The organism is Pseudoduganella sp. GW821-FHT05F09 (assembly GCF_059419605.1).
Map to the genome: position 1 here is coordinate 295,472 of NZ_JBWKSD010000005.1, position 16,231 is coordinate 311,702.

Below are 16,231 nucleotides of genomic sequence, written 5' to 3' on the forward strand. Positions count from 1 at the left end.
ATATTAGTTTTTTCTTTGAAGTGCTGATCGGCGGCCTGCTGTCCGGCGTGATGTATGCGCTGGTGGCGATCGGCTTTGTGCTGATCTACAAGGCTTCCGGCGTGTTCAACTTCGCGCAGGGCGCCATGGTGTTCTTCGCCGCGCTCACCTGCGTGGGGCTGATGGACAAGTTCGGTTTCTCGCTGTGGCTGGCGATACCGGCCACGGTGGTGGCCATGATCATTCTCGGCCTGCTGATCGAGCGCGTGGTGCTGCGGCCGCTGGTGAACCAGCCGGAGATCACGCTGTTCATGGCCACCATAGGCCTGGCCTTCTTCATCGAGGGCCTGGCGCAGCTGATGTGGGGCTCGCAGGTGCACCGCCTGGAGCTGCCCATCGAGGACGTGCCGCTGCAGTTCCTGATGGATAAGTTCAACATCATCGTGTCGCAGTTCGACGTGACGGCGGCCATGGTGTGCGGCGTGATGGTGCTGGTGCTGTCGCTAGTGTTCTCCAGGACCAAGGTGGGCCGCGCGCTGCGCGCCGTGGCGGACGACCACCAGGCCGCGCTGGCGGTGGGCATACCGCTGCAGCGCATCTGGGGCATCCTGTGGGCGGTGGCGGGCATGGTGGCGCTGGTGGCGGGCCTGCTCTGGGGCGCGCGCAACGGCGTGCAGTTCGCGCTCACCTTCATCGCGCTGAAAGCTTTGCCGGTGCTGATACTGGGCGGCTTCACCTCGGTGCCGGGCGCCATCGTCGGCGGGCTGATTATCGGCGCATCCGAAAAACTGGCCGAGGTCTATATCGGCCCCATGGTGGGCGGCGGCATCGAGGGCTGGTTCCCTTACGTGCTGGCCCTGCTGTTCCTGCTGGTGCGGCCCGAGGGCCTGTTCGGCGAAAAAATCATCCGCAGGATCTGAAAGGACACGCCATGTTCTACCGTGAAGCAGGACAATTCAAGACCAGCTACCAGGCCGACGGCCAGATCTTCCCCATCCGCCAGGACCGCCTTGCGCTGGGCGCCACGCTGATCGTGGCGGTGGTGGCGCTGCCGCTGCTGGCCTCGCCCTATATGCTGTCCGCCATCCTGATCCCCTTCCTGATTTTCGCGCTGGCCGCGCTGGGGCTCAACATCCTCACCGGCTACGCGGGCCAGCTGTCGCTGGGCACCGCCGCCTTCATGGCGGTGGGCGCCTTCGCCTCCTACAACTTCATCCTGCGCATTCCCGGCATACCGGTGCTGCTGGCCTTCGTGCTGGGCGGCCTGTGCGCGGCCATGGTGGGCATCGCCTTCGGCCTGCCCTCGCTGCGCATACGCGGCTTCTACCTGGCCGCGTCCACGCTGGCGACGCAGTTCTTCGTGGTGTGGTGCCTCACCAAGATAGGCTGGCTGACGAATTACAGCTCCTCCGGCGTGATCACCGCGCAGAAAATGGAAATCCTCGGCTACGCCTTCGACACGCCGGCGCGCAAATACCTGCTGGTGCTGTTCGTGGTCGCCATCATGGCGCTGCTGGCCAAGAACATGGTGCGCTCCAACGTGGGCCGCTCCTGGATGGCGATCCGCGACATGGACGTGGCGGCCGAAGTGATCGGCTTCCGCCCGCTGCGCACCAAGCTGATGGCCTTCGCCGTCAGCTCCTTCTACTGCGGCGTGGCCGGCGCGCTGTACGCCTTCGCCTACCTCGGCACGGTGGAGCCGGAAGCGTACAACCTGGACCTGTCGTTCCGCATCCTGTTCATGATCATCATCGGCGGCGTGGGCTCGATACTGGGCTCCTTCCTCGGCTCGGCCTTCATCGTGCTGCTGCCGGTGTTCCTGAATATCCTGGCGCACGGCCTGGGGCTGCCCACCAGCGTCGCGTCCAATCTCGAGTTGATGGTGTTCGGCGCCCTCATCATCTTTTTCCTGATCGTGGAACCCCACGGTCTGGCGCGTTTGTGGCAAATCGGTAAAGAGAAACTGCGCCTGTGGCCTTTCCCGCACTGAGCGCTTCCTACAACAATTGGAGGAGACAAAAAATGAAATCGATTAAATCCCTGGTAATAGGCGCCACCCTGCTCGCATCCATGGGCGGCGCGTTCGCCCAGACCGAGCAATTCATCGCCCTGCCGTCCTACCGCGTAGGCCCTTACGCGGCGGGCGGTTCGGGCTTCTACGGCGGCATCGTCGACTACTTCAACCTGGTCAACGCCAACGGCGGCATCAACGGCACCAAGATCTCGTGGGAGGAATGCGAGACCGAGTACAACCCTTCGCGTGGCATCGAATGCTACGAACGCCTGAAAACCAAAAACGGCGGCGCCACCCTGGTCGAGCCGCTGTCGACCGGCATCGCCTACGGCATCCTGGACCGCGTGGCGAAAGACAAGGTGCCGATGACCACCCTGGGCTACGGCCGCTCGGACGCCGCCAACGGCAAGGTCTTCCCCTATGTGTTCCCACTGATTACCAGCTACTGGAACCAGGCCGCCGCCATGATCAAATACCTGGGCGACAAGAACGGCGGCATGGCCAAGCTGAAAGGCAAGAAGATCGTGCACCTGTACCACGACTCGGCCTTCGGCAAGGAACCCCTGCCGGTGCTGGAGGAACTGGCCAAGCAGCACGGCTTTGAACTGATCAAGATCGCGGTGGCGCCGCCGGGCAGCGAGCAGCAGTCGCAGTGGCTGCAGATCCGCCAGGCCAACCCGGACCACGTGATCCTGTGGGGCTGGGGCGTGATGAATTCGGTCGCCATCAAGACCGCGCAGCGCAACGGCTTCCCGCGCGAGAAGATGCTGGGCGTGTGGTGGGCCGGTTCGGAAGAAGACACCATCGCATCCGGCGACGCGGCCAAAGGCTACACCTCGATGACCTTCAACACGCCGGGCAACTACCCGCTGCTCGACGAGCTGCGCAAGAAGGTGTACGCGGCCGGCAAGGGCAACCTGGCAGACCAGAGCCGCATCGGTTCCGTGTACCACATGCGCGGCGTAACGGCCGGCATCCTGTACGCGGAAGCGATCCGCCACGCGCAGGAAAAATTCGGCAAGGGCAAGGTCATGACCGGGGACCAGATCCGCTGGGGCCTGGAGAACATGGACATCGACGAAGCGCGCCAGAAAGCGCTGGGCGCGCTGGGCATGTTCCCGCCGGTGAAGACCACTTGCGACGACCACGAAGGCTCGGGCGCCGTGAAAGTGCAGCAATGGGACGGCAAAAAATGGGTGGCCATCACGCCGAACTGGGTGGTGGGCGACAAGGCGCTCACCCGCAAGCTGGTGGAGGAATCGTCCGCCAAGTACGCGGCTGAAAAAGGCATCACGCCCGCCTGCGCCAAGTAAAAACCGTGGGCGGGCCTCCGGTCCGCCCATCGAACAATTTTTGGAAAAGCCGCCATGGACACTGCAACCGCCGCCGCACCTCCGCCCTACCTCTCGGTGAACAACATCGAGGTGATCTACGACCATGTGATCCTGGTGCTCAAGGGCGTTTCGCTGCAAGTCCCGCAAGGGAAGATCGTGGCGCTGCTGGGCGCCAACGGCGCGGGCAAGTCGACCACGCTGAAGACCATCTCCACGCTGCTGCGCGGCGAACGCGGAGACGTCACCAAGGGCGAAGTCCAGTTCAAGGGCGAGCGCGTGGACCAGCTCACGCCCAATGAACTGGTCAAGCGCGGCCTGTCGCAAGTGATGGAGGGCCGCCACTGCTTCGGCCACCTGACCATAGAAGAAAACCTGCTGACCGGCGCCTACACCCGCAGCCTGGGGCGCGCCGAACTGAAGGAATCGCTGGACAAGGTGTACCACTACTTCCCGCGCCTGAAGGAGCGCCGCGCCAGCCAGGCCGGCTACACCTCGGGCGGCGAGCAGCAGATGTGCGCCATAGGCCGTGCTTTGATGGCCAAGCCTTCCATGATTTTGCTCGATGAACCGTCGATGGGCATCGCGCCGCAGATCGTCGATGAAATCTTCGGCATCGTGAAGGACTTGAACCACAAGGAAAACGTGTCCTTCCTGCTGGCCGAGCAGAACACCAACGTGGCCCTGCGCTACGCGGACTTCGGCTACATCCTGGAGAACGGCCGCGTGGTGATGGAAGGCGAGGCCAGCGAGCTGGCCAACAACGAAGACGTCAAAGAGTTCTACCTGGGCATGTCCGGCGCCGGCCGCAAGAGCTTCCGCGACATGAAGTTTTACCGCCGCCGCAAACGCTGGCTGGCCTGAGGAATTTATGAAACTGGAAAAAGCCATCGCGGTCTGCCGCGCCCTGCCCGGCGCCACCGAAGACATCAAATGGGGCGCGGACCTGGTGTTCTCGGTCGGCGAAAAAATGTTCGCCGTCACCGGCAACGGCGCGGACGCCGAGGGCATCAGCTTCAAGGTGGACGACGAGCGCTTCCTTGAGCTGACCGACCGCCCCGGCATCATCGCCGCGCCCTACCTGGCGCGCGCCAAGTGGGTAAAGATCGTGGACTTCAAGGCGGTGAGCGACGCGGAAGCGGCCGAGCTGCTGAAACGGTCTTATGAAATCATCTTCGGCAAACTGACCAAGAAACTGCAGCGCGAAATCGGAGAAGCATGATGAGCGATGTCATGAACGAAACCCTGGACAGCCTGGAAACGCGTCCGCCGGAACAGCGCGAACGCGAACTGCTGGCGCGCCTGCCCGGCCTGGTCGCGCGCGCGCAAAGCGCGCCGGGCTGGAACCGCATCCTGGCCGGCGTGGACGCCAACGCCGTCAGCAGCCGCGCCGCGCTGGCCGCGCTGCCGGTTACGCGCAAGTCCGACCTGAAAGCGCTGCAGCAGCAGCTCCAGCCTTTCGGCGGCCTGAACGCCACGCCGGTGGGCCAGCTGGCGCGCGTGTTCATGTCGCCCGGCCCCATCTTCGACCCCGAGGGACGCGGCGCCGACTGGTGGCGTTTTTCGCGGCCCATGTACGCGGCCGGCGTGCGCGCCGGCGGCCTGCTGCAAAACTGCTTCGCCTACCACTTCACCCCCGCCGCCTTCATGGTGGAAACCGGCGCGGCGCGCATCGGCTGCGCGGTGATCCCGGCCGGCAGCGGCCAGACCGAGCTGCAGGTGCAGGCCATGCAGTCCCTCAAACCGGACACCTATATCGGCACGCCCTCCTTCCTCAAGATCATCATCGAGAAGGCGCGCGAAATGGGCGCCGACATCAGCAGCGTGAAGCAGGCCATGATGGGCGCGGAAGCGCTGCCCGAATCGCTGCGGCGCTGGTTCGCCGACAACGGTGTGCCGCACGTGCTGCAAACCTACGCCTCGGCCGACATCGGCAGCATCGCCTACGAAACCCGCAGCGGGGACACGGTCCATCCCGGCATGGTGCTGGACGAGGACGTGCTGCTGGAAATCGTCCGCCCCGGCAGCGGCGAGCCGGTGCCGCCTGGCGAAGTGGGGGAAGTGCTGGTCACGCTGTTCAACCCGGACTATCCGCTGATACGCTTCGCCACCGGCGACCTGTCCGCCATCCTGACCGACGCCCCGCCCTCGCCCTGCGGCCGCACCAATCTGCGCATCCGCGGCTGGATGGGCCGCGCCGACCAGACCACCAAGGTGCGCGCCATGTTCGTCCACCCCTCGCAGGTGAACGAAATTGCGCGCCGCCACCCGGAGATCCTGAAGGCGCGGCTGGTGGTTTCGGGCAAGATGGCGAACGATGTGATGACTTTGCATTGCGAAGTCGACAATCCGGCCCTTGTACAGGCCAATTCCATCATAGAAACTATTCGCGACCTGACCAAGCTGCGCGGCGAGGTGACTTTCGCGGTTAAAGGCAGTTTGCCCAACGATGGCAAGGTGATCGACGACGTAAGGGACTATTCCTGACTTTGTAGCGCGCAAGCAACGCCGGAGCGGGCGGGAGGGATATGGCGGATAATAAAGACCATTCCTACCGATGTCAGAAAAAGACGAAGCCATGCAAGACTTTCATCACAACCGCGCCCGCGACCTGCTGAAAAACGCAGAAGAAATTTTCGACCAGGAAGCCGTCCAGGCCTCCGTGGCCCGCATGGCAGGCGAACTGAACGCCCGCTTCGACCATCCCGAGAACCAGGAGTTTCCGCTGGTGCTGGGCGTGATGGGCGGCGCGGTGGTGTTCACCGGCAACCTGCTGCCGCAGCTGACCTTCCCGCTCGAGTTCGACTACATCCACGTCAGCCGCTACGGCGACGAGGACAAGGGCGGCGCCGTGGTGTGGAAGGTGATACCGCGCTCCAACGTGGTGGGCCGCACCGTGATCGTGCTGGACGACATCTTGGACGAAGGCGAAACCCTGGCCCACGTGAAGCAGCGCCTGCTGGACATGGGCGCGGCCGAGGTGATCCTGGCGGTATTCTGCGACAAGGCCATCGGCAAGACCAAGCCGGTGACGGCGGACATTATCGGCATCACCATTCCGAACCGCTTCGTGGTCGGCTACGGCATGGACGCCTACGGCTATTGGCGCAATCTGCCGGGCCTGTGGGCGATCCGGACCGAAGACCTGAACTCCTAGCCTTTATTGCTCTGGCGAACTAAGATACCCAATATGGGTATCTTCGCCGACGTACTATTCACCAAGACGCAGCAGCGTGTGCTGGCCGTGCTGTATGGCCAGCCCAGCCGCTCCTTCTACGCCAATGAAATCATCGCCCTGGCCGCCTGCGGCTCGGGCGCGGTGCAGCGCGAGCTGGCCAGCCTGGAAGAATCGGGCCTGGTGCACAGCTGGCGCGCCGGCAACCAGAAGCACTACCAGGTCGACCGCGACGCCGCCATCTTCGAGGAACTGCACAGCATCGTCATCAAAACCTTTGGCGCGGGCGACTTAATACGGGCCGCCTTGCAGGCCCAGCTGCCCCAGCTGGACGCCGCCTTCCTGCACGGCGACGCGGTGGCCGGCACGGTGCACGCCAGCAGCGGCATCGACTTGATCGTGATTGCCCCCAAGGCGCCGCAGCCAGCGCTGCGCCAGGCGCTGGGCGAGCTGACGGGCGAGCTGGGCCGCGAAGTACGCCCAGTCTTCTACACCGCCGAAGAGTTCGGCCATCTGTGGCGCACCGGCGACACCGCGCTGCGCACGGTGCTGGAACAGCCCAAGATTTTCGTCAAAGGCTCCGAGCCAGACCTGATCCGGCTTGCCCAAGTTCCCTGAAGCCCCCACTGTCGGTTTTCTTTACACTAGCGCCTGGCGCGCGGCGGCAGCTGGCCGCAAGTGCTTGATTTTAATCAATTTAAGTTTCATGGAATAAATATTGCTTACTGTGTGGAATCATTTAATTTCACACGGCTCATATGACTCTTTTTTCCCGCACCATCGCCCTGGCCGCCAGCCTGCTGTTCTCCTGCGCCGCCAACGCCACGGTAATTGGCTTCGAAACCAACAATGTCAACTCGGCTACCGGCTGGGTTCAAAGCATGAGCTTGATTCAATGCAGCACCTATGAACAAAACAGCGGCTATTGCCGGGGCCGCGCTTCGGGCGATTATGTCGGCTTCATCGCCGGCACCGGTACGTTCACCCGCACCGGCAATCAGGCCTTCACGTTCAACGGCTCCTACATGACCGCCGCGTGGATGGACAATATGAGCGTTGAAGTCATCGGATACCGTAACAGCGTTGCGGTCTACACCCAGACCAAGGTGATCAGCGACGACGTGGCCACCTACTTCGCGTTCAACTACCAGAACATCGACAAACTGACCTTCCGCGCCTTCGGCGGCACGGATGCGGGCACGCCGGGCGGCGGCAGCTACATCGCGTTCGACAACTTCACCTACAACGAGGCAGTGGGCGCGGTACCGGAACCAGCCAGCTTGGCGCTGTTCGGCATGGGCCTGGCAGGCCTGGCCCTGGCCCGCCGCCGCAACAAGGCAGTCTGATCGTATTTAGTTGGCCGCGCTGCCCAGATAGTGGGCGATCGCCTGTTTGCGCAGCGCCTGCAACTGGCCATCCGCCTGCATTTTCTCCAGCACGGCGGTGATGCGCGGCACGAGGTCTGCATGTTTTTTATGCAGATAGTGGAACAGGCGAAACCTGACCAGGGGCGGTTCCAGCGGCGCGATGCCGCGCAGGCCGGCCGCCTGCAGCTGCCACAGGCCCGAGAGCCTGGCTTCGACCACCACATCCACGCGGCCGGCGGCCAGCTTGGCGAATGATTGTTCCACGGTCGACACGCGTTCGACGCTCATGCCGGCCATGCCCTGCTCCGCGAATTTCAGTCCTATCCTGGTGCCGATCCGGTACGGGCGCAGGCTCTCCCAGCCCGTGACGGGAAAGTTCAGGCCTTTGGTGAACACCACGCCTTCCATCTGGCTGATGGCGACGGGCACGCGTATCAGGTTGGGATAGAGTTTCTCCATCCCTTCGATGCGGTTGATTTCGCCGTCCAGCACGCCGTCGTTGGACAGCGCCAGCGCGCGTGCGGCCGGCAACTCCTTGCCGTTGATGGTGATACCCAGTTTCGCGTATGCGGCGCGCAACACCTCTGCGCCGATACGCGTATCCAGATCCGTGACCGCCGCAAACGTCAGCTGTTCCTGCGCGCCCGCCGGCCGTGCGCACATTGCCAGCGCCAGGGCACAGGCCAGGAAATGGGCACTCCACGCAGTCATGTGCGCTTTCGGAATAGGGGTACCAGGCAGTATGCCGCGACTGCGGCGAAAACACTACTACAAGCTCAGGCGCGCCCGCGCCGCCGCGTATTCCGCCTTCAGGCGTTCCACCATCTCGGCCACGGTTGGCACGTCGTCCATCAGGCCCACGCCCTGGCCGGCGCCCCAGATGTCGCGCCAGGCTTTGGCGGTGCCGGTGCCGAAGCTCATCTTGCTCTTGTCCGATTCCGGCAGCGCCTCCGGGTCCAGGCCCGCGTTGAGGATGGATTTCTTCAGGTAGTTGCCGTGCACGCCGGTGAACAGATTGGTGTAGACGATGTCCGCCGCCGCCGACTCCACGATGGCGTTGCGGTATTCGTCCGTCACATTGGATTCCTCGGTCGCCAGCCAGCGCGAGCCGATATAGGCGAAGTCCGCGCCCATGGCCTGCGCCGCCAGGATGGCGTCGCCGGTGGCGATGGAGCCGGACAGGGCGATCGGACCTTTGAAGAATTTACGCACCTCCCCCACCAGCGCGAACGGCGACAGGGTGCCCGCATGGCCGCCGGCGCCGCTGGCCACCAGGATCAGGCCGTCCACGCCCGCTTCCAGCGCCTTTTCGGCGTGGCGGATGTTCACCACGTCGTGCAGCACGATGCCGCCGTAGCTGTGGATGGCGTCCATCATCTCTTTCGGCGGCGCGCGCAGCGAGGAGATGATGATGGGCACCTGGTGCTTCACGCACACTTCCACGTCGTGCGCCAGGCGGTCGTTGGACTGGTGCACGATCTGGTTCACGGCGATGGGGCCGACGCGCTTGCCGGGGTTGGCGGCCTGGAAGGCGGCCAGCTCGGCTTGCAGCTCGGTCAGCCAGGTGTCCAGCAGCTCGGCCGGGCGCGCGTTCAGCGCCGGGAAGGAGCCGACGATGCCGGCCTTGCACTGCGCCGCCACCAGCTTGGGGCCGCTGGCGATGAACATCGGCGAGGCGATGACGGGAAGGGACAGGTTTTGCAGCACGGTGGGCAAGGCCATGACGGACTCCGGGTTAAATGATTGAAAACGATCAAACCATTATAAGTCGAAAATAGTACGGTCGTGCTCTAAACTGTGTCCCGCTGTCGCTTATCCCGCGCTTAGCCGTCGTTGAGTAAGTACCCACTCTCGATGCGGGCGCTGCAGGCGCGCACCAGCTGCTTGATGGTCCACTCGGCGGTTTCTTCCGGCGTCTTGCCCAGATAGCGCTGGGACGCGGCCGCCACGATGGGCAGCGCGGCGAACATGGCCGGCACCTCGTCCAGCTTCATGCGCTGGCGCTCCAGCAGCAGGAACTTGAGCAGCACCTTGACGGCGTACTCGGCGTTGCGCACCGGGTTGCCGGACAGGAAATCAAGCCGCGTGCGGGCCCGTTTCAGCGCCGCCGCCACGTCGGTGAACACGGCGCCGTGGCCGGGGATGACCACGCGCGCGTCCAGCGTGGCGATCAGGTCCAGCGTGGCGCGCTCCTCGATAAAGCCGGACTCGCCGTCCAGCTCGGGGAAGATCACGCCGAAGCCGTTCTGCCACAGCGCATCGGCCGAGATCAGGATGCCGTGCTGCGCGCAGAACAGCATCAGCGAATGCACGTCGTGGCCGGGCGCGCCCAGCACCTGCCATTCCAGGTCGGCCATGGTCAGCTTGTCGCCCGGCGACAGCGGGCCGTCGGCGCTGAAGCGCTGGCATTGCTGGCCGGTGGCCTTGAAGCTGAGCTTGTCCTCGTTCCAGTGGCGCACGTGCTCCAGCTCGGACACCGGCACCAGCGTTTCGCTGCCGTAGTGCGCCTGCAGGATGGCGTTGCCGCCGCAATGGTCGGAATGCATATGCGTGTTGACGATGCGGTCCAGGCGGCGGCCCTTGAGCGCGTGGCGCACCAGGTCGAGCGTTTGCGGCGCGTGGCTCATATAGCCGCTGTCGACCAGCGTGACCTCGTGGCGGCCCAGCATCAGCACATTGTTGGACGAGAGCCAGCCACGTTCAAAGACGTGGATGTTGTCTGGTAAAGCGTTCATTGTTACGTCTATTCAAAATCGATCAGCTGCTCGCGGCGGCGGATTTCGGCCCACACGGTGCGTTTGAAATCGTCGTCGGCGCGCGACCATTGCACGATTTCATCGATCGTGCGCATGCAACCCTCGCAATAACCGGTTTCGCGGTTCATTTTGCAAAGGCTGACGCAGGGGGATGGCACCGGGGAGGCCAGTTCGGGCGTGCCGGTGGGATTTTCAATGCTCATTGCGCTGTTTTACAGGAAGAATGCGCGCATTTTACCGCGCCAGGCGTTCGACCAGTTCAATCCGATTGCCGAAAGGGTCAAAGATGGTGGCGCGCAGGGCGCCCGGCACCGGCTCGTCGAAGCCGCCGTCCAGGCCGCGCTGCTTCAGCTCGGCAAGGTAGCCGGCCAGGTCGTCGACCAGCAGCGCCGGGTGGGCTTTCTTGGCCGGCTGGAAACTGCTTTCCCCGCCGATATGGATTTGCTGGTTGCCCGAAGCAAACCAGCAGCCGCCGCGCACCGCCAGGTTGGCCGGTTTTTGCAGCTCCTGCATGCCCAGCACCTGGCCGTAAAACGCGCGCGCCGTGTCTTCCGCACCTACGGGGATGGCCACTTGCACGTGGTCGAGTCCAATTATTTTTGCCATGGTTTTACCTATGAGAACAGGCCTCAACCATACTCCAAGCGCAAAGAAAGCGCTTGCCCTTGCAGATTTCGTCCCTATACTACCATCCATACGGATGGTGTATGGATGGAGACAATGACTACACAACAAGAACTGAGACTGAAAACGAGCGAGTCGGAAAAGATCACGATCAACCTGGGGCCGATCGACCTCGGGCAGATCGATTTGCTGGTGCAGGAGGGCTTTTACGCCAACCGCACCGATCTCATCCGCACCGCCATCCGCAACCAGCTGGCGCAGCATGCCGACGTGGTGAAACAGACCGTGGCGCGCAAAAGCCTGGTGCTGGGCATGCAGCATTACACCCGCCAGGACCTGGAGCAGTTGCAGGCGGCCGGGGAGCGCTTGCGTATCCATGTGCTGGGGCTGGCGAGCATTGCCAATGACGTGTCGGTGGAACTGGCGCTGGCGACCATAGAATCAATCTTCGTGCTGGGTGCGTTGCACGCCAGCGCCGTGTTGAAAACCGCGCTTGCAGGGCGCATACATTAGCGTGCAGTCGGCGCTTGAGGGGCAGGACATGAAATTGGATCACAAGCTATTCAGCCAGATGCGAGCGGCGACGCAGAATTTGTTGGGCAAGGGACCGGCAGCGGCCACCGCAGCGATCCAGCAGGCGCTGGCCGGCCTGCACATCGGAGGCCGCCCGCAAGCGCAAGCCGCGCCCGGCGCGCCGCAGGAAGCGCCGCCGATGCGGGACATCAATCCGCCACCCGGCGCAGCGGCGCGCAGCGCTACGCCGCTGCCGGAAGCGGAAGCATTCAGGGAGCCGCCGCGTGCGGCGCGTGCACAAGCTGCACCAGAGGCGCCAAACGCACCGGATACCGCAGCCGCGCCGCAGGCGCCACCCAACGCGCAAGCGTTCGTTGAGGACCTGCTGGGCCAGCTGGGCATCCAGGCCGGCAAGTTGCCGGCGGGGCTGGATCTCGGCAAGTTCGAGATGCCGCATTTCGACATGCCGGACCTCGGCGGCGTGCCCGGCATGCCCGGCAAAAGCAAGCAGGCGCCGGTGCCGGAAGGCGCGCAGTTCGTCAGCGGCAGCTATACCAACCACGCCGGCACGCGCAGCTACAAGCTGTACATTCCGAGCAGCTACCACGGCCAGGCCATGCCGCTGCTGGTGATGCTGCACGGCTGCACGCAAGACCCGGACGATTTCGCGGCCGGCACGCAAATGAACGCGGTGGCCGAGGAGAAGCAATGCTTCGTGGTCTATCCGGCGCAATCGCAGCAGGCCAATAACCACAAGTGCTGGAACTGGTTCAATGCGCTCGACCAGCAGCGCGGCCAGGGCGAGCCGTCCATTATCGCGGGCATTGCGCAGCAGGTGATCGCGGAGTATCCGGTCGATGAACGCCAGGTGTACGTGGCCGGGCTGTCGGCGGGCGGGGCGATGGCGGTGATCGTAGGCACGCTGTATCCGGACCTGTTCGCGGCGGTGGGTGTGCATTCGGGCTTGCCGTATGCGTCGGCGCAGGATCTGCCGTCGGCGCTGAGCGCCATGAAGCGCGGCGCGTCCGGCAATGTGGCGAAGGCCCCGCACGCGGAGGGCGCGAGCCCGCCGATTATCGTGTTCCATGGCGATCAGGATCACACGGTGCATCCGCGCAATGGGGAGCAGGTGATCGAACAGAAGCTGCGCGCGCACGGGCAGGCCAAAGCGGAAGCCGATGCGGGCAGCGTGCCGAATGGGCACCGCTACACCGTCACCACGCACCGCCACGAGGACGGCACGCCGCTGGGCGAGCATTGGGTGGTGCATGGGGCGGGACACGCCTGGTCGGGCGGCAGCGCGGCGGGCAGTTATACCGACGGCAAAGGGCCGGACGCGAGCAGGGAGATGATGCGTTTCTTCCGCACGGTGGCGGGCTAGGCTTTTCTCAAGGCGCCGATGCAGGGCGCTCGCGCTCGGCGATGTGCTGCTTGAGGCAGGCGGGGCACCAGCAGGTCAGGTCGGTGGCCGGGCCGGGCACCGGGACGGCGGGAGGCATGGCGGTGCACCAGCACGGGCCGCCGTCCCCTTCGCCCGCTATCATGGCGCAGCTGAACTCCGCGCCGCAGCGCTTGCACACGCTCATGGCTCGTCACCCGGGAACACGCGCATGGCCTTGCGCAGGGTGTCCATCTGGTTGCTGAAGCGCGTGCAGGCGCCGCACACCATCAGGTGCAAACGCATGCGGGTGCGCTCGACCAGCGACAGCTCGCGGTCCATGCCTTCGGAAACAAGGCGGTGCACTTCTTTGCAGGTTGGTTTCAAGCCGCTCATCATCTCTTCCTCTGCCTTTATCCGCGTGCGCCGAACCAGTTCAGGTCCAGGCATTCGCGCAGGCGCAAACGCGCGCGGTACAGCAGCACCCAGGCATTAGCCGAAGTAATCGCCAATTCCTTACAAATTTCTTCCGTCTCCAGCTCCAGCCACTCGCGCATCATGAACACGCGCGCATTCTTGGCCGGCAGCTTTTCCAGGCACAGCTCCAGCACCTTGAAGAAATCCTTCTGCTCCAGCGTGCGGTCCGGGTCGCCCCACTGGCGCGGCATGTCCACGGTGTGGCCGTCGGCCGCGAACAGCGCGTCGATGGCGTCGTCCTCGGACTGGTCGCCCACGGTGTCGATCTGGCGCTCGCGGGTGGCGGCGCGCAGGTTGTCGATGATTTTGTACTTCAAAATGCCGGTCACATAGGTACGCAGCGAGGACTGGCCCTGGAAACGCTCGGGCTGTTCCAGCACGGCGATCAGGGTGTCCTGCACCGCGTCCTGCGCCAGCGCGTCATTCCGCAATTGCAATGATGCGAATCGGACAAGCTGCGGCCGCATGGCCTCAAGCTGGCTGTGGAGGGATGGCGAGGTAGGCATATCCGGCGAGCCTAGCGGAACATCCCGGAAATTACAACCGCAAAAAGCCCTATAATGCGTGCTGGAAGCCAGCCTTTGACTTAACATCGCTCACCTTTTTACCGGATTCGCCATGACCCAACTCACCAATTTGACCCTGGCCGTACCTTCTGATGACCTGACCGCGGTGTCGCCCGCGATCAAGGCTCAGATTCTGGCCGAGGCGCTGCCCTACATCCGCAATTTCCATGGCAAGACCATCGTCATCAAATACGGCGGCAACGCCATGACCGACGAGCGCCTGAAACATGGCTTCGCGCGCGATGTGATTTTGCTGAAACTGGTGGGCATGAATCCGGTGGTGGTGCACGGCGGCGGTCCGCAGATCGACAACGCGCTGAAGAAAATCGGCAAGCAAGGCACTTTCGTGCAGGGCATGCGCATCACCGACGAAGAAACCATGGAAGTGGTGGAGTGGGTGCTGGGCGGCGAAGTGCAGCAGGATATCGTGATGCTGATTAATCACTACGGCGGCCAGGCCGTGGGCCTGACCGGCAAGGACGGCGGCTTGATCCGCGCGCGCAAAATGGCGATGCCCGACCGCGAAAATCCAGGCCAGTTCCTGGACATCGGCTTCGTCGGCGAGATCGACGCGATCAACCCGGCGGTGGTGAAAGCGCTGCAGGACGACGCCTTCATTCCCATTATTTCGCCTATCGGTTTCGGCCAGGACGGCCAGGCCTACAACATCAACGCCGACGTGGTGGCGGGCAAGATCGCGGAAATCCTGAAAGCCGAAAAACTGATCATGATGACCAATATCGCCGGCGTGCAGGACAAGAACGGCAACCTGGTCACCGACCTGTCGGCGCGCGAGATCGACGAGATGTTCGCCGACGGCACCATTTCCGGCGGCATGCTGCCTAAAATTTCGTCAGCGCTGGACGCGGCCAAATCCGGCGTCAACACCGTCCACATCATCGACGGCCGGATTGAGCATTCTTTGTTGCTGGAAGTCTTGACGGAACAGGCTTTTGGCACTATGATCCGGTCTCACTAAATGTTTGGCGGTGCAGCAGCAAGCGCCGCCTGACTTTTGAATGCCCTTTTAGCTCAGTGGTAGAGCACTCCCTTGGTAAGGGAGAGGCCACGTGTTCAATCCACGTAAAGGGCACCATTTCTTCCCGCAGCACCCCTTCCGTAGTAAGCCTCCCCTAGTAAATACGCTCCACCGCAACGCCGCGCTGCTTCAGCAATTCCGGTACGCTATTCCTTCCCACCAGATGCAGCACGCCGATCGCCACCAGGCTGTTTTTTTCGCGCGCCAGCAGTTTCACGATATTGTCCGCCAGTGCCGGATTGCGCCCGTCCAGCAGCACCTGCTGCACAAAGCGGCCCGAGAAGGTGTCGTCATCGGCCGCCTTGCGCGCCAGCGCTTCCAGCGCGGCCGCATCCGCCTTGCCCCAGGCGTCGGTGATTTCGCGCGCCTGCGCGGCCTGCTCCTGGTCCTCGATGGCGGCGATGCCCTCCTGCAGGAACAGCGCCTGCTCGGCCGCGCTCATGCCGCTGAACAGCGCCATCTGGCCGCCCACCGATTCCAGCTCCAGCACCGGCACCTTGCGCTCGCGCGCCTGCTGCGACAGCCAGGAGTCCACCGCCAGGCTGGCCTGGTAGCCCTGCGCCGCGAATTCGCTGACGGTCAGCAGGCTGGCCAGCATCCACGGCTTCATGGCCGCCACGGCGCCGTCGTCGATGCCGTAGCGGCGCAGCAGGCGCGCCAGGCGCGGCCGGTATTCCGCCGGCAGCTCGGCCGAAGCGGGACCGCCTCCGCGCGCATACATGCCGTGTTCGCGCACCGCCTGCACAATTTGCTCCGGATTGCCCAGCGGGTCCACCTCCAGCGCCAGCACGGTGGCGCGCTGCAAGGCCTGCATCACGCGCGGCTCCAGCGGATAAAAGTCGGGCGCGCCGACATGGATGGTGCCAAACAGATAAGCCGTATGCCCGCCCTGTTCCAGCTTGAACAGCGCGCCGCGGTTGACGGCGGCCCCGGACTGGGCCGCGCCGGGCAGCAGCAAGAACAGACTGCAAAACATCACTATAATTTGGCGTCGCATGTTTTCCTTTTGACT

General features: G+C 63.8%; 21 protein-coding genes and 1 tRNA gene. 13 read left to right on the forward strand and 9 right to left on the reverse strand.

Annotated elements, in window-relative coordinates; translation table 11 throughout:
• The first annotated feature begins 2 nt into the window (after positions 1-2).
• The 9 genes from AC07S4_RS18155 to AC07S4_RS18195 all read left to right on the forward strand — a co-directional run bounded on the left by AC07S4_RS18155 (position 3) and on the right by AC07S4_RS18195 (position 7,845).
• On the forward strand, positions 3-899 hold the full coding sequence (locus tag AC07S4_RS18155) for a branched-chain amino acid ABC transporter permease (protein WP_494988254.1): 897 nt from the start codon (positions 3-5) through the stop codon (positions 897-899).
• 11 nt (positions 900-910) lie between these two features.
• A complete protein-coding gene (locus AC07S4_RS18160; RefSeq protein ID WP_161070186.1) occupies positions 911-1,969 on the forward strand; it encodes a branched-chain amino acid ABC transporter permease in 1,059 nt (352 codons plus the stop codon).
• Between the two features lie 32 nt (positions 1,970-2,001).
• The gene (locus tag AC07S4_RS18165; protein ID WP_494987993.1) at positions 2,002-3,306 is read left to right on the forward strand and encodes an ABC transporter substrate-binding protein; all 1,305 of its coding nucleotides are present in this window, start codon (positions 2,002-2,004) and stop codon (positions 3,304-3,306) included.
• Positions 3,307-3,360: 54 nt separating this feature from the next.
• On the forward strand, positions 3,361-4,188 hold the full coding sequence (locus AC07S4_RS18170; RefSeq protein ID WP_494987994.1) for an ABC transporter ATP-binding protein: 828 nt from the start codon (positions 3,361-3,363) through the stop codon (positions 4,186-4,188).
• A 7-nt stretch (positions 4,189-4,195) separates the two neighbouring features.
• Entirely contained in the window at positions 4,196-4,546 is a 351-nt protein-coding gene (locus AC07S4_RS18175) for an MmcQ/YjbR family DNA-binding protein (protein ID WP_494987995.1), read from the forward strand.
• A gap of 11 nt (positions 4,547-4,557) precedes the next feature.
• The gene (locus AC07S4_RS18180) at positions 4,558-5,811 is read left to right on the forward strand and encodes a phenylacetate--CoA ligase family protein (RefSeq protein ID WP_494988255.1); all 1,254 of its coding nucleotides are present in this window, start codon (positions 4,558-4,560) and stop codon (positions 5,809-5,811) included.
• 91 nt (positions 5,812-5,902) lie between these two features.
• A complete protein-coding gene (locus AC07S4_RS18185) occupies positions 5,903-6,481 on the forward strand; it encodes a hypoxanthine-guanine phosphoribosyltransferase (RefSeq protein ID WP_494987996.1) in 579 nt (192 codons plus the stop codon).
• 33 nt (positions 6,482-6,514) lie between these two features.
• Positions 6,515-7,117, forward strand: coding sequence for a transcriptional regulator (locus tag AC07S4_RS18190; protein ID WP_494987997.1), 603 nt, complete (start codon positions 6,515-6,517; stop codon positions 7,115-7,117).
• Between the two features lie 140 nt (positions 7,118-7,257).
• Positions 7,258-7,845, forward strand: a complete 588-nt coding sequence (locus AC07S4_RS18195) for a PEP-CTERM sorting domain-containing protein (RefSeq protein WP_494987998.1) — start codon at positions 7,258-7,260, stop codon at positions 7,843-7,845.
• Positions 7,846-7,851: 6 nt separating this feature from the next.
• Here AC07S4_RS18195 and AC07S4_RS18200 read toward each other — a convergent pair whose 3' ends face one another.
• The 5 genes from AC07S4_RS18200 to AC07S4_RS18220 all read right to left on the reverse strand — a co-directional run bounded on the left by AC07S4_RS18200 (position 7,852) and on the right by AC07S4_RS18220 (position 11,228).
• Positions 7,852-8,577 carry a substrate-binding periplasmic protein gene (locus AC07S4_RS18200; protein ID WP_494987999.1) on the reverse strand — a complete coding sequence of 242 codons (726 nt, stop codon included), beginning with the start codon at positions 8,575-8,577 and terminating at the stop codon, positions 7,852-7,854.
• A gap of 57 nt (positions 8,578-8,634) precedes the next feature.
• Positions 8,635-9,588, reverse strand: coding sequence for an NAD(P)H-dependent flavin oxidoreductase (locus tag AC07S4_RS18205; protein WP_494988000.1), 954 nt, complete (start codon positions 9,586-9,588; stop codon positions 8,635-8,637).
• A 101-nt stretch (positions 9,589-9,689) separates the two neighbouring features.
• Positions 9,690-10,601: an MBL fold metallo-hydrolase gene (locus AC07S4_RS18210; protein WP_494988001.1), complete on the reverse strand. Its 912-nt coding sequence runs from the start codon at positions 10,599-10,601 to the stop codon at positions 9,690-9,692.
• 8 nt (positions 10,602-10,609) lie between these two features.
• Complete coding sequence (locus tag AC07S4_RS18215) at positions 10,610-10,825, reverse strand: DUF1289 domain-containing protein (RefSeq protein WP_494988002.1); 216 nt, start codon at positions 10,823-10,825, stop codon at positions 10,610-10,612.
• A 31-nt stretch (positions 10,826-10,856) separates the two neighbouring features.
• The gene (locus AC07S4_RS18220; protein WP_494988003.1) at positions 10,857-11,228 is read right to left on the reverse strand and encodes a VOC family protein; all 372 of its coding nucleotides are present in this window, start codon (positions 11,226-11,228) and stop codon (positions 10,857-10,859) included.
• 114 nt (positions 11,229-11,342) lie between these two features.
• Between AC07S4_RS18220 and AC07S4_RS18225 the strand changes: the two genes are divergently transcribed.
• Together AC07S4_RS18225 and AC07S4_RS18230 are read left to right on the forward strand one after the other, a co-directional pair.
• Entirely contained in the window at positions 11,343-11,759 is a 417-nt protein-coding gene (locus AC07S4_RS18225; RefSeq protein ID WP_161070199.1) for a CopG family transcriptional regulator, read from the forward strand.
• A gap of 28 nt (positions 11,760-11,787) precedes the next feature.
• Positions 11,788-13,140, forward strand: coding sequence for an extracellular catalytic domain type 1 short-chain-length polyhydroxyalkanoate depolymerase (locus AC07S4_RS18230; RefSeq protein ID WP_494988004.1), 1,353 nt, complete (start codon positions 11,788-11,790; stop codon positions 13,138-13,140).
• A 7-nt stretch (positions 13,141-13,147) separates the two neighbouring features.
• Here the strand turns inward: AC07S4_RS18230 and AC07S4_RS18235 are convergent, their stop codons facing one another.
• Genes AC07S4_RS18235 through AC07S4_RS18245 form a run of 3 tightly spaced genes read right to left on the reverse strand, consistent with a single transcriptional unit; the run spans position 13,148 to position 14,120 of the window.
• Entirely contained in the window at positions 13,148-13,345 is a 198-nt protein-coding gene (locus AC07S4_RS18235; protein ID WP_494988005.1) for a cysteine-rich CWC family protein, read from the reverse strand.
• Positions 13,342-13,533, reverse strand: a complete 192-nt coding sequence (locus tag AC07S4_RS18240; protein WP_494988006.1) for a zf-HC2 domain-containing protein — start codon at positions 13,531-13,533, stop codon at positions 13,342-13,344. The genes AC07S4_RS18235 and AC07S4_RS18240 overlap by 4 nt, the downstream gene beginning before the upstream one ends.
• Before the next feature lie 17 nt (positions 13,534-13,550).
• On the reverse strand, positions 13,551-14,120 hold the full coding sequence (locus AC07S4_RS18245) for a sigma-70 family RNA polymerase sigma factor (protein WP_161070202.1): 570 nt from the start codon (positions 14,118-14,120) through the stop codon (positions 13,551-13,553).
• Positions 14,121-14,232: 112 nt separating this feature from the next.
• Here AC07S4_RS18245 and argB point away from each other — a divergent pair, with 112 nt between their 5' ends.
• On the forward strand, positions 14,233-15,159 hold the full coding sequence (gene argB / locus AC07S4_RS18250) for an acetylglutamate kinase (RefSeq protein WP_056400633.1): 927 nt from the start codon (positions 14,233-14,235) through the stop codon (positions 15,157-15,159).
• A gap of 42 nt (positions 15,160-15,201) precedes the next feature.
• Positions 15,202-15,276: transfer RNA gene (locus tag AC07S4_RS18255), tRNA-Thr, on the forward strand.
• Between the two features lie 37 nt (positions 15,277-15,313).
• Here AC07S4_RS18255 and AC07S4_RS18260 read toward each other — a convergent pair.
• Positions 15,314-16,216 (reverse strand): TraB/GumN family protein, encoded by a 903-nt coding sequence (locus tag AC07S4_RS18260; RefSeq protein WP_494988007.1) that lies wholly within the window; start codon positions 16,214-16,216, stop codon positions 15,314-15,316.
• Positions 16,217-16,231 lie beyond the last annotated feature (15 nt).

Coding starts and splice junctions, on each gene's coding strand:
- AC07S4_RS18160 (WP_161070186.1), top strand. CDS start 911: ATGTTCTACCGTGAAGCAGGACAATTCAAGACCAGCTACCAGGCCGAC.
- AC07S4_RS18165 (WP_494987993.1), top strand. CDS start 2,002: ATGAAATCGATTAAATCCCTGGTAATAGGCGCCACCCTGCTCGCATCC.
- AC07S4_RS18170 (WP_494987994.1), top strand. CDS start 3,361: ATGGACACTGCAACCGCCGCCGCACCTCCGCCCTACCTCTCGGTGAAC.
- AC07S4_RS18175 (WP_494987995.1), top strand. CDS start 4,196: ATGAAACTGGAAAAAGCCATCGCGGTCTGCCGCGCCCTGCCCGGCGCC.
- AC07S4_RS18180 (WP_494988255.1), top strand. CDS start 4,558: ATGAACGAAACCCTGGACAGCCTGGAAACGCGTCCGCCGGAACAGCGC.
- AC07S4_RS18185 (WP_494987996.1), top strand. CDS start 5,903: ATGCAAGACTTTCATCACAACCGCGCCCGCGACCTGCTGAAAAACGCA.
- AC07S4_RS18190 (WP_494987997.1), top strand. CDS start 6,515: ATGGGTATCTTCGCCGACGTACTATTCACCAAGACGCAGCAGCGTGTG.
- AC07S4_RS18195 (WP_494987998.1), top strand. CDS start 7,258: ATGACTCTTTTTTCCCGCACCATCGCCCTGGCCGCCAGCCTGCTGTTC.
- AC07S4_RS18200 (WP_494987999.1), bottom strand. CDS start 8,577: ATGACTGCGTGGAGTGCCCATTTCCTGGCCTGTGCCCTGGCGCTGGCA.
- AC07S4_RS18205 (WP_494988000.1), bottom strand. CDS start 9,588: ATGGCCTTGCCCACCGTGCTGCAAAACCTGTCCCTTCCCGTCATCGCC.
- AC07S4_RS18210 (WP_494988001.1), bottom strand. CDS start 10,601: ATGAACGCTTTACCAGACAACATCCACGTCTTTGAACGTGGCTGGCTC.
- AC07S4_RS18215 (WP_494988002.1), bottom strand. CDS start 10,825: ATGAGCATTGAAAATCCCACCGGCACGCCCGAACTGGCCTCCCCGGTG.
- AC07S4_RS18220 (WP_494988003.1), bottom strand. CDS start 11,228: ATGGCAAAAATAATTGGACTCGACCACGTGCAAGTGGCCATCCCCGTA.
- AC07S4_RS18225 (WP_161070199.1), top strand. CDS start 11,343: ATGACTACACAACAAGAACTGAGACTGAAAACGAGCGAGTCGGAAAAG.
- AC07S4_RS18230 (WP_494988004.1), top strand. CDS start 11,788: ATGAAATTGGATCACAAGCTATTCAGCCAGATGCGAGCGGCGACGCAG.
- AC07S4_RS18235 (WP_494988005.1), bottom strand. CDS start 13,345: ATGAGCGTGTGCAAGCGCTGCGGCGCGGAGTTCAGCTGCGCCATGATA.
- AC07S4_RS18240 (WP_494988006.1), bottom strand. CDS start 13,533: ATGAGCGGCTTGAAACCAACCTGCAAAGAAGTGCACCGCCTTGTTTCC.
- AC07S4_RS18245 (WP_161070202.1), bottom strand. CDS start 14,120: ATGCCTACCTCGCCATCCCTCCACAGCCAGCTTGAGGCCATGCGGCCG.
- argB (WP_056400633.1), top strand. CDS start 14,233: ATGACCCAACTCACCAATTTGACCCTGGCCGTACCTTCTGATGACCTG.
- AC07S4_RS18260 (WP_494988007.1), bottom strand. CDS start 16,216: ATGCGACGCCAAATTATAGTGATGTTTTGCAGTCTGTTCTTGCTGCTG.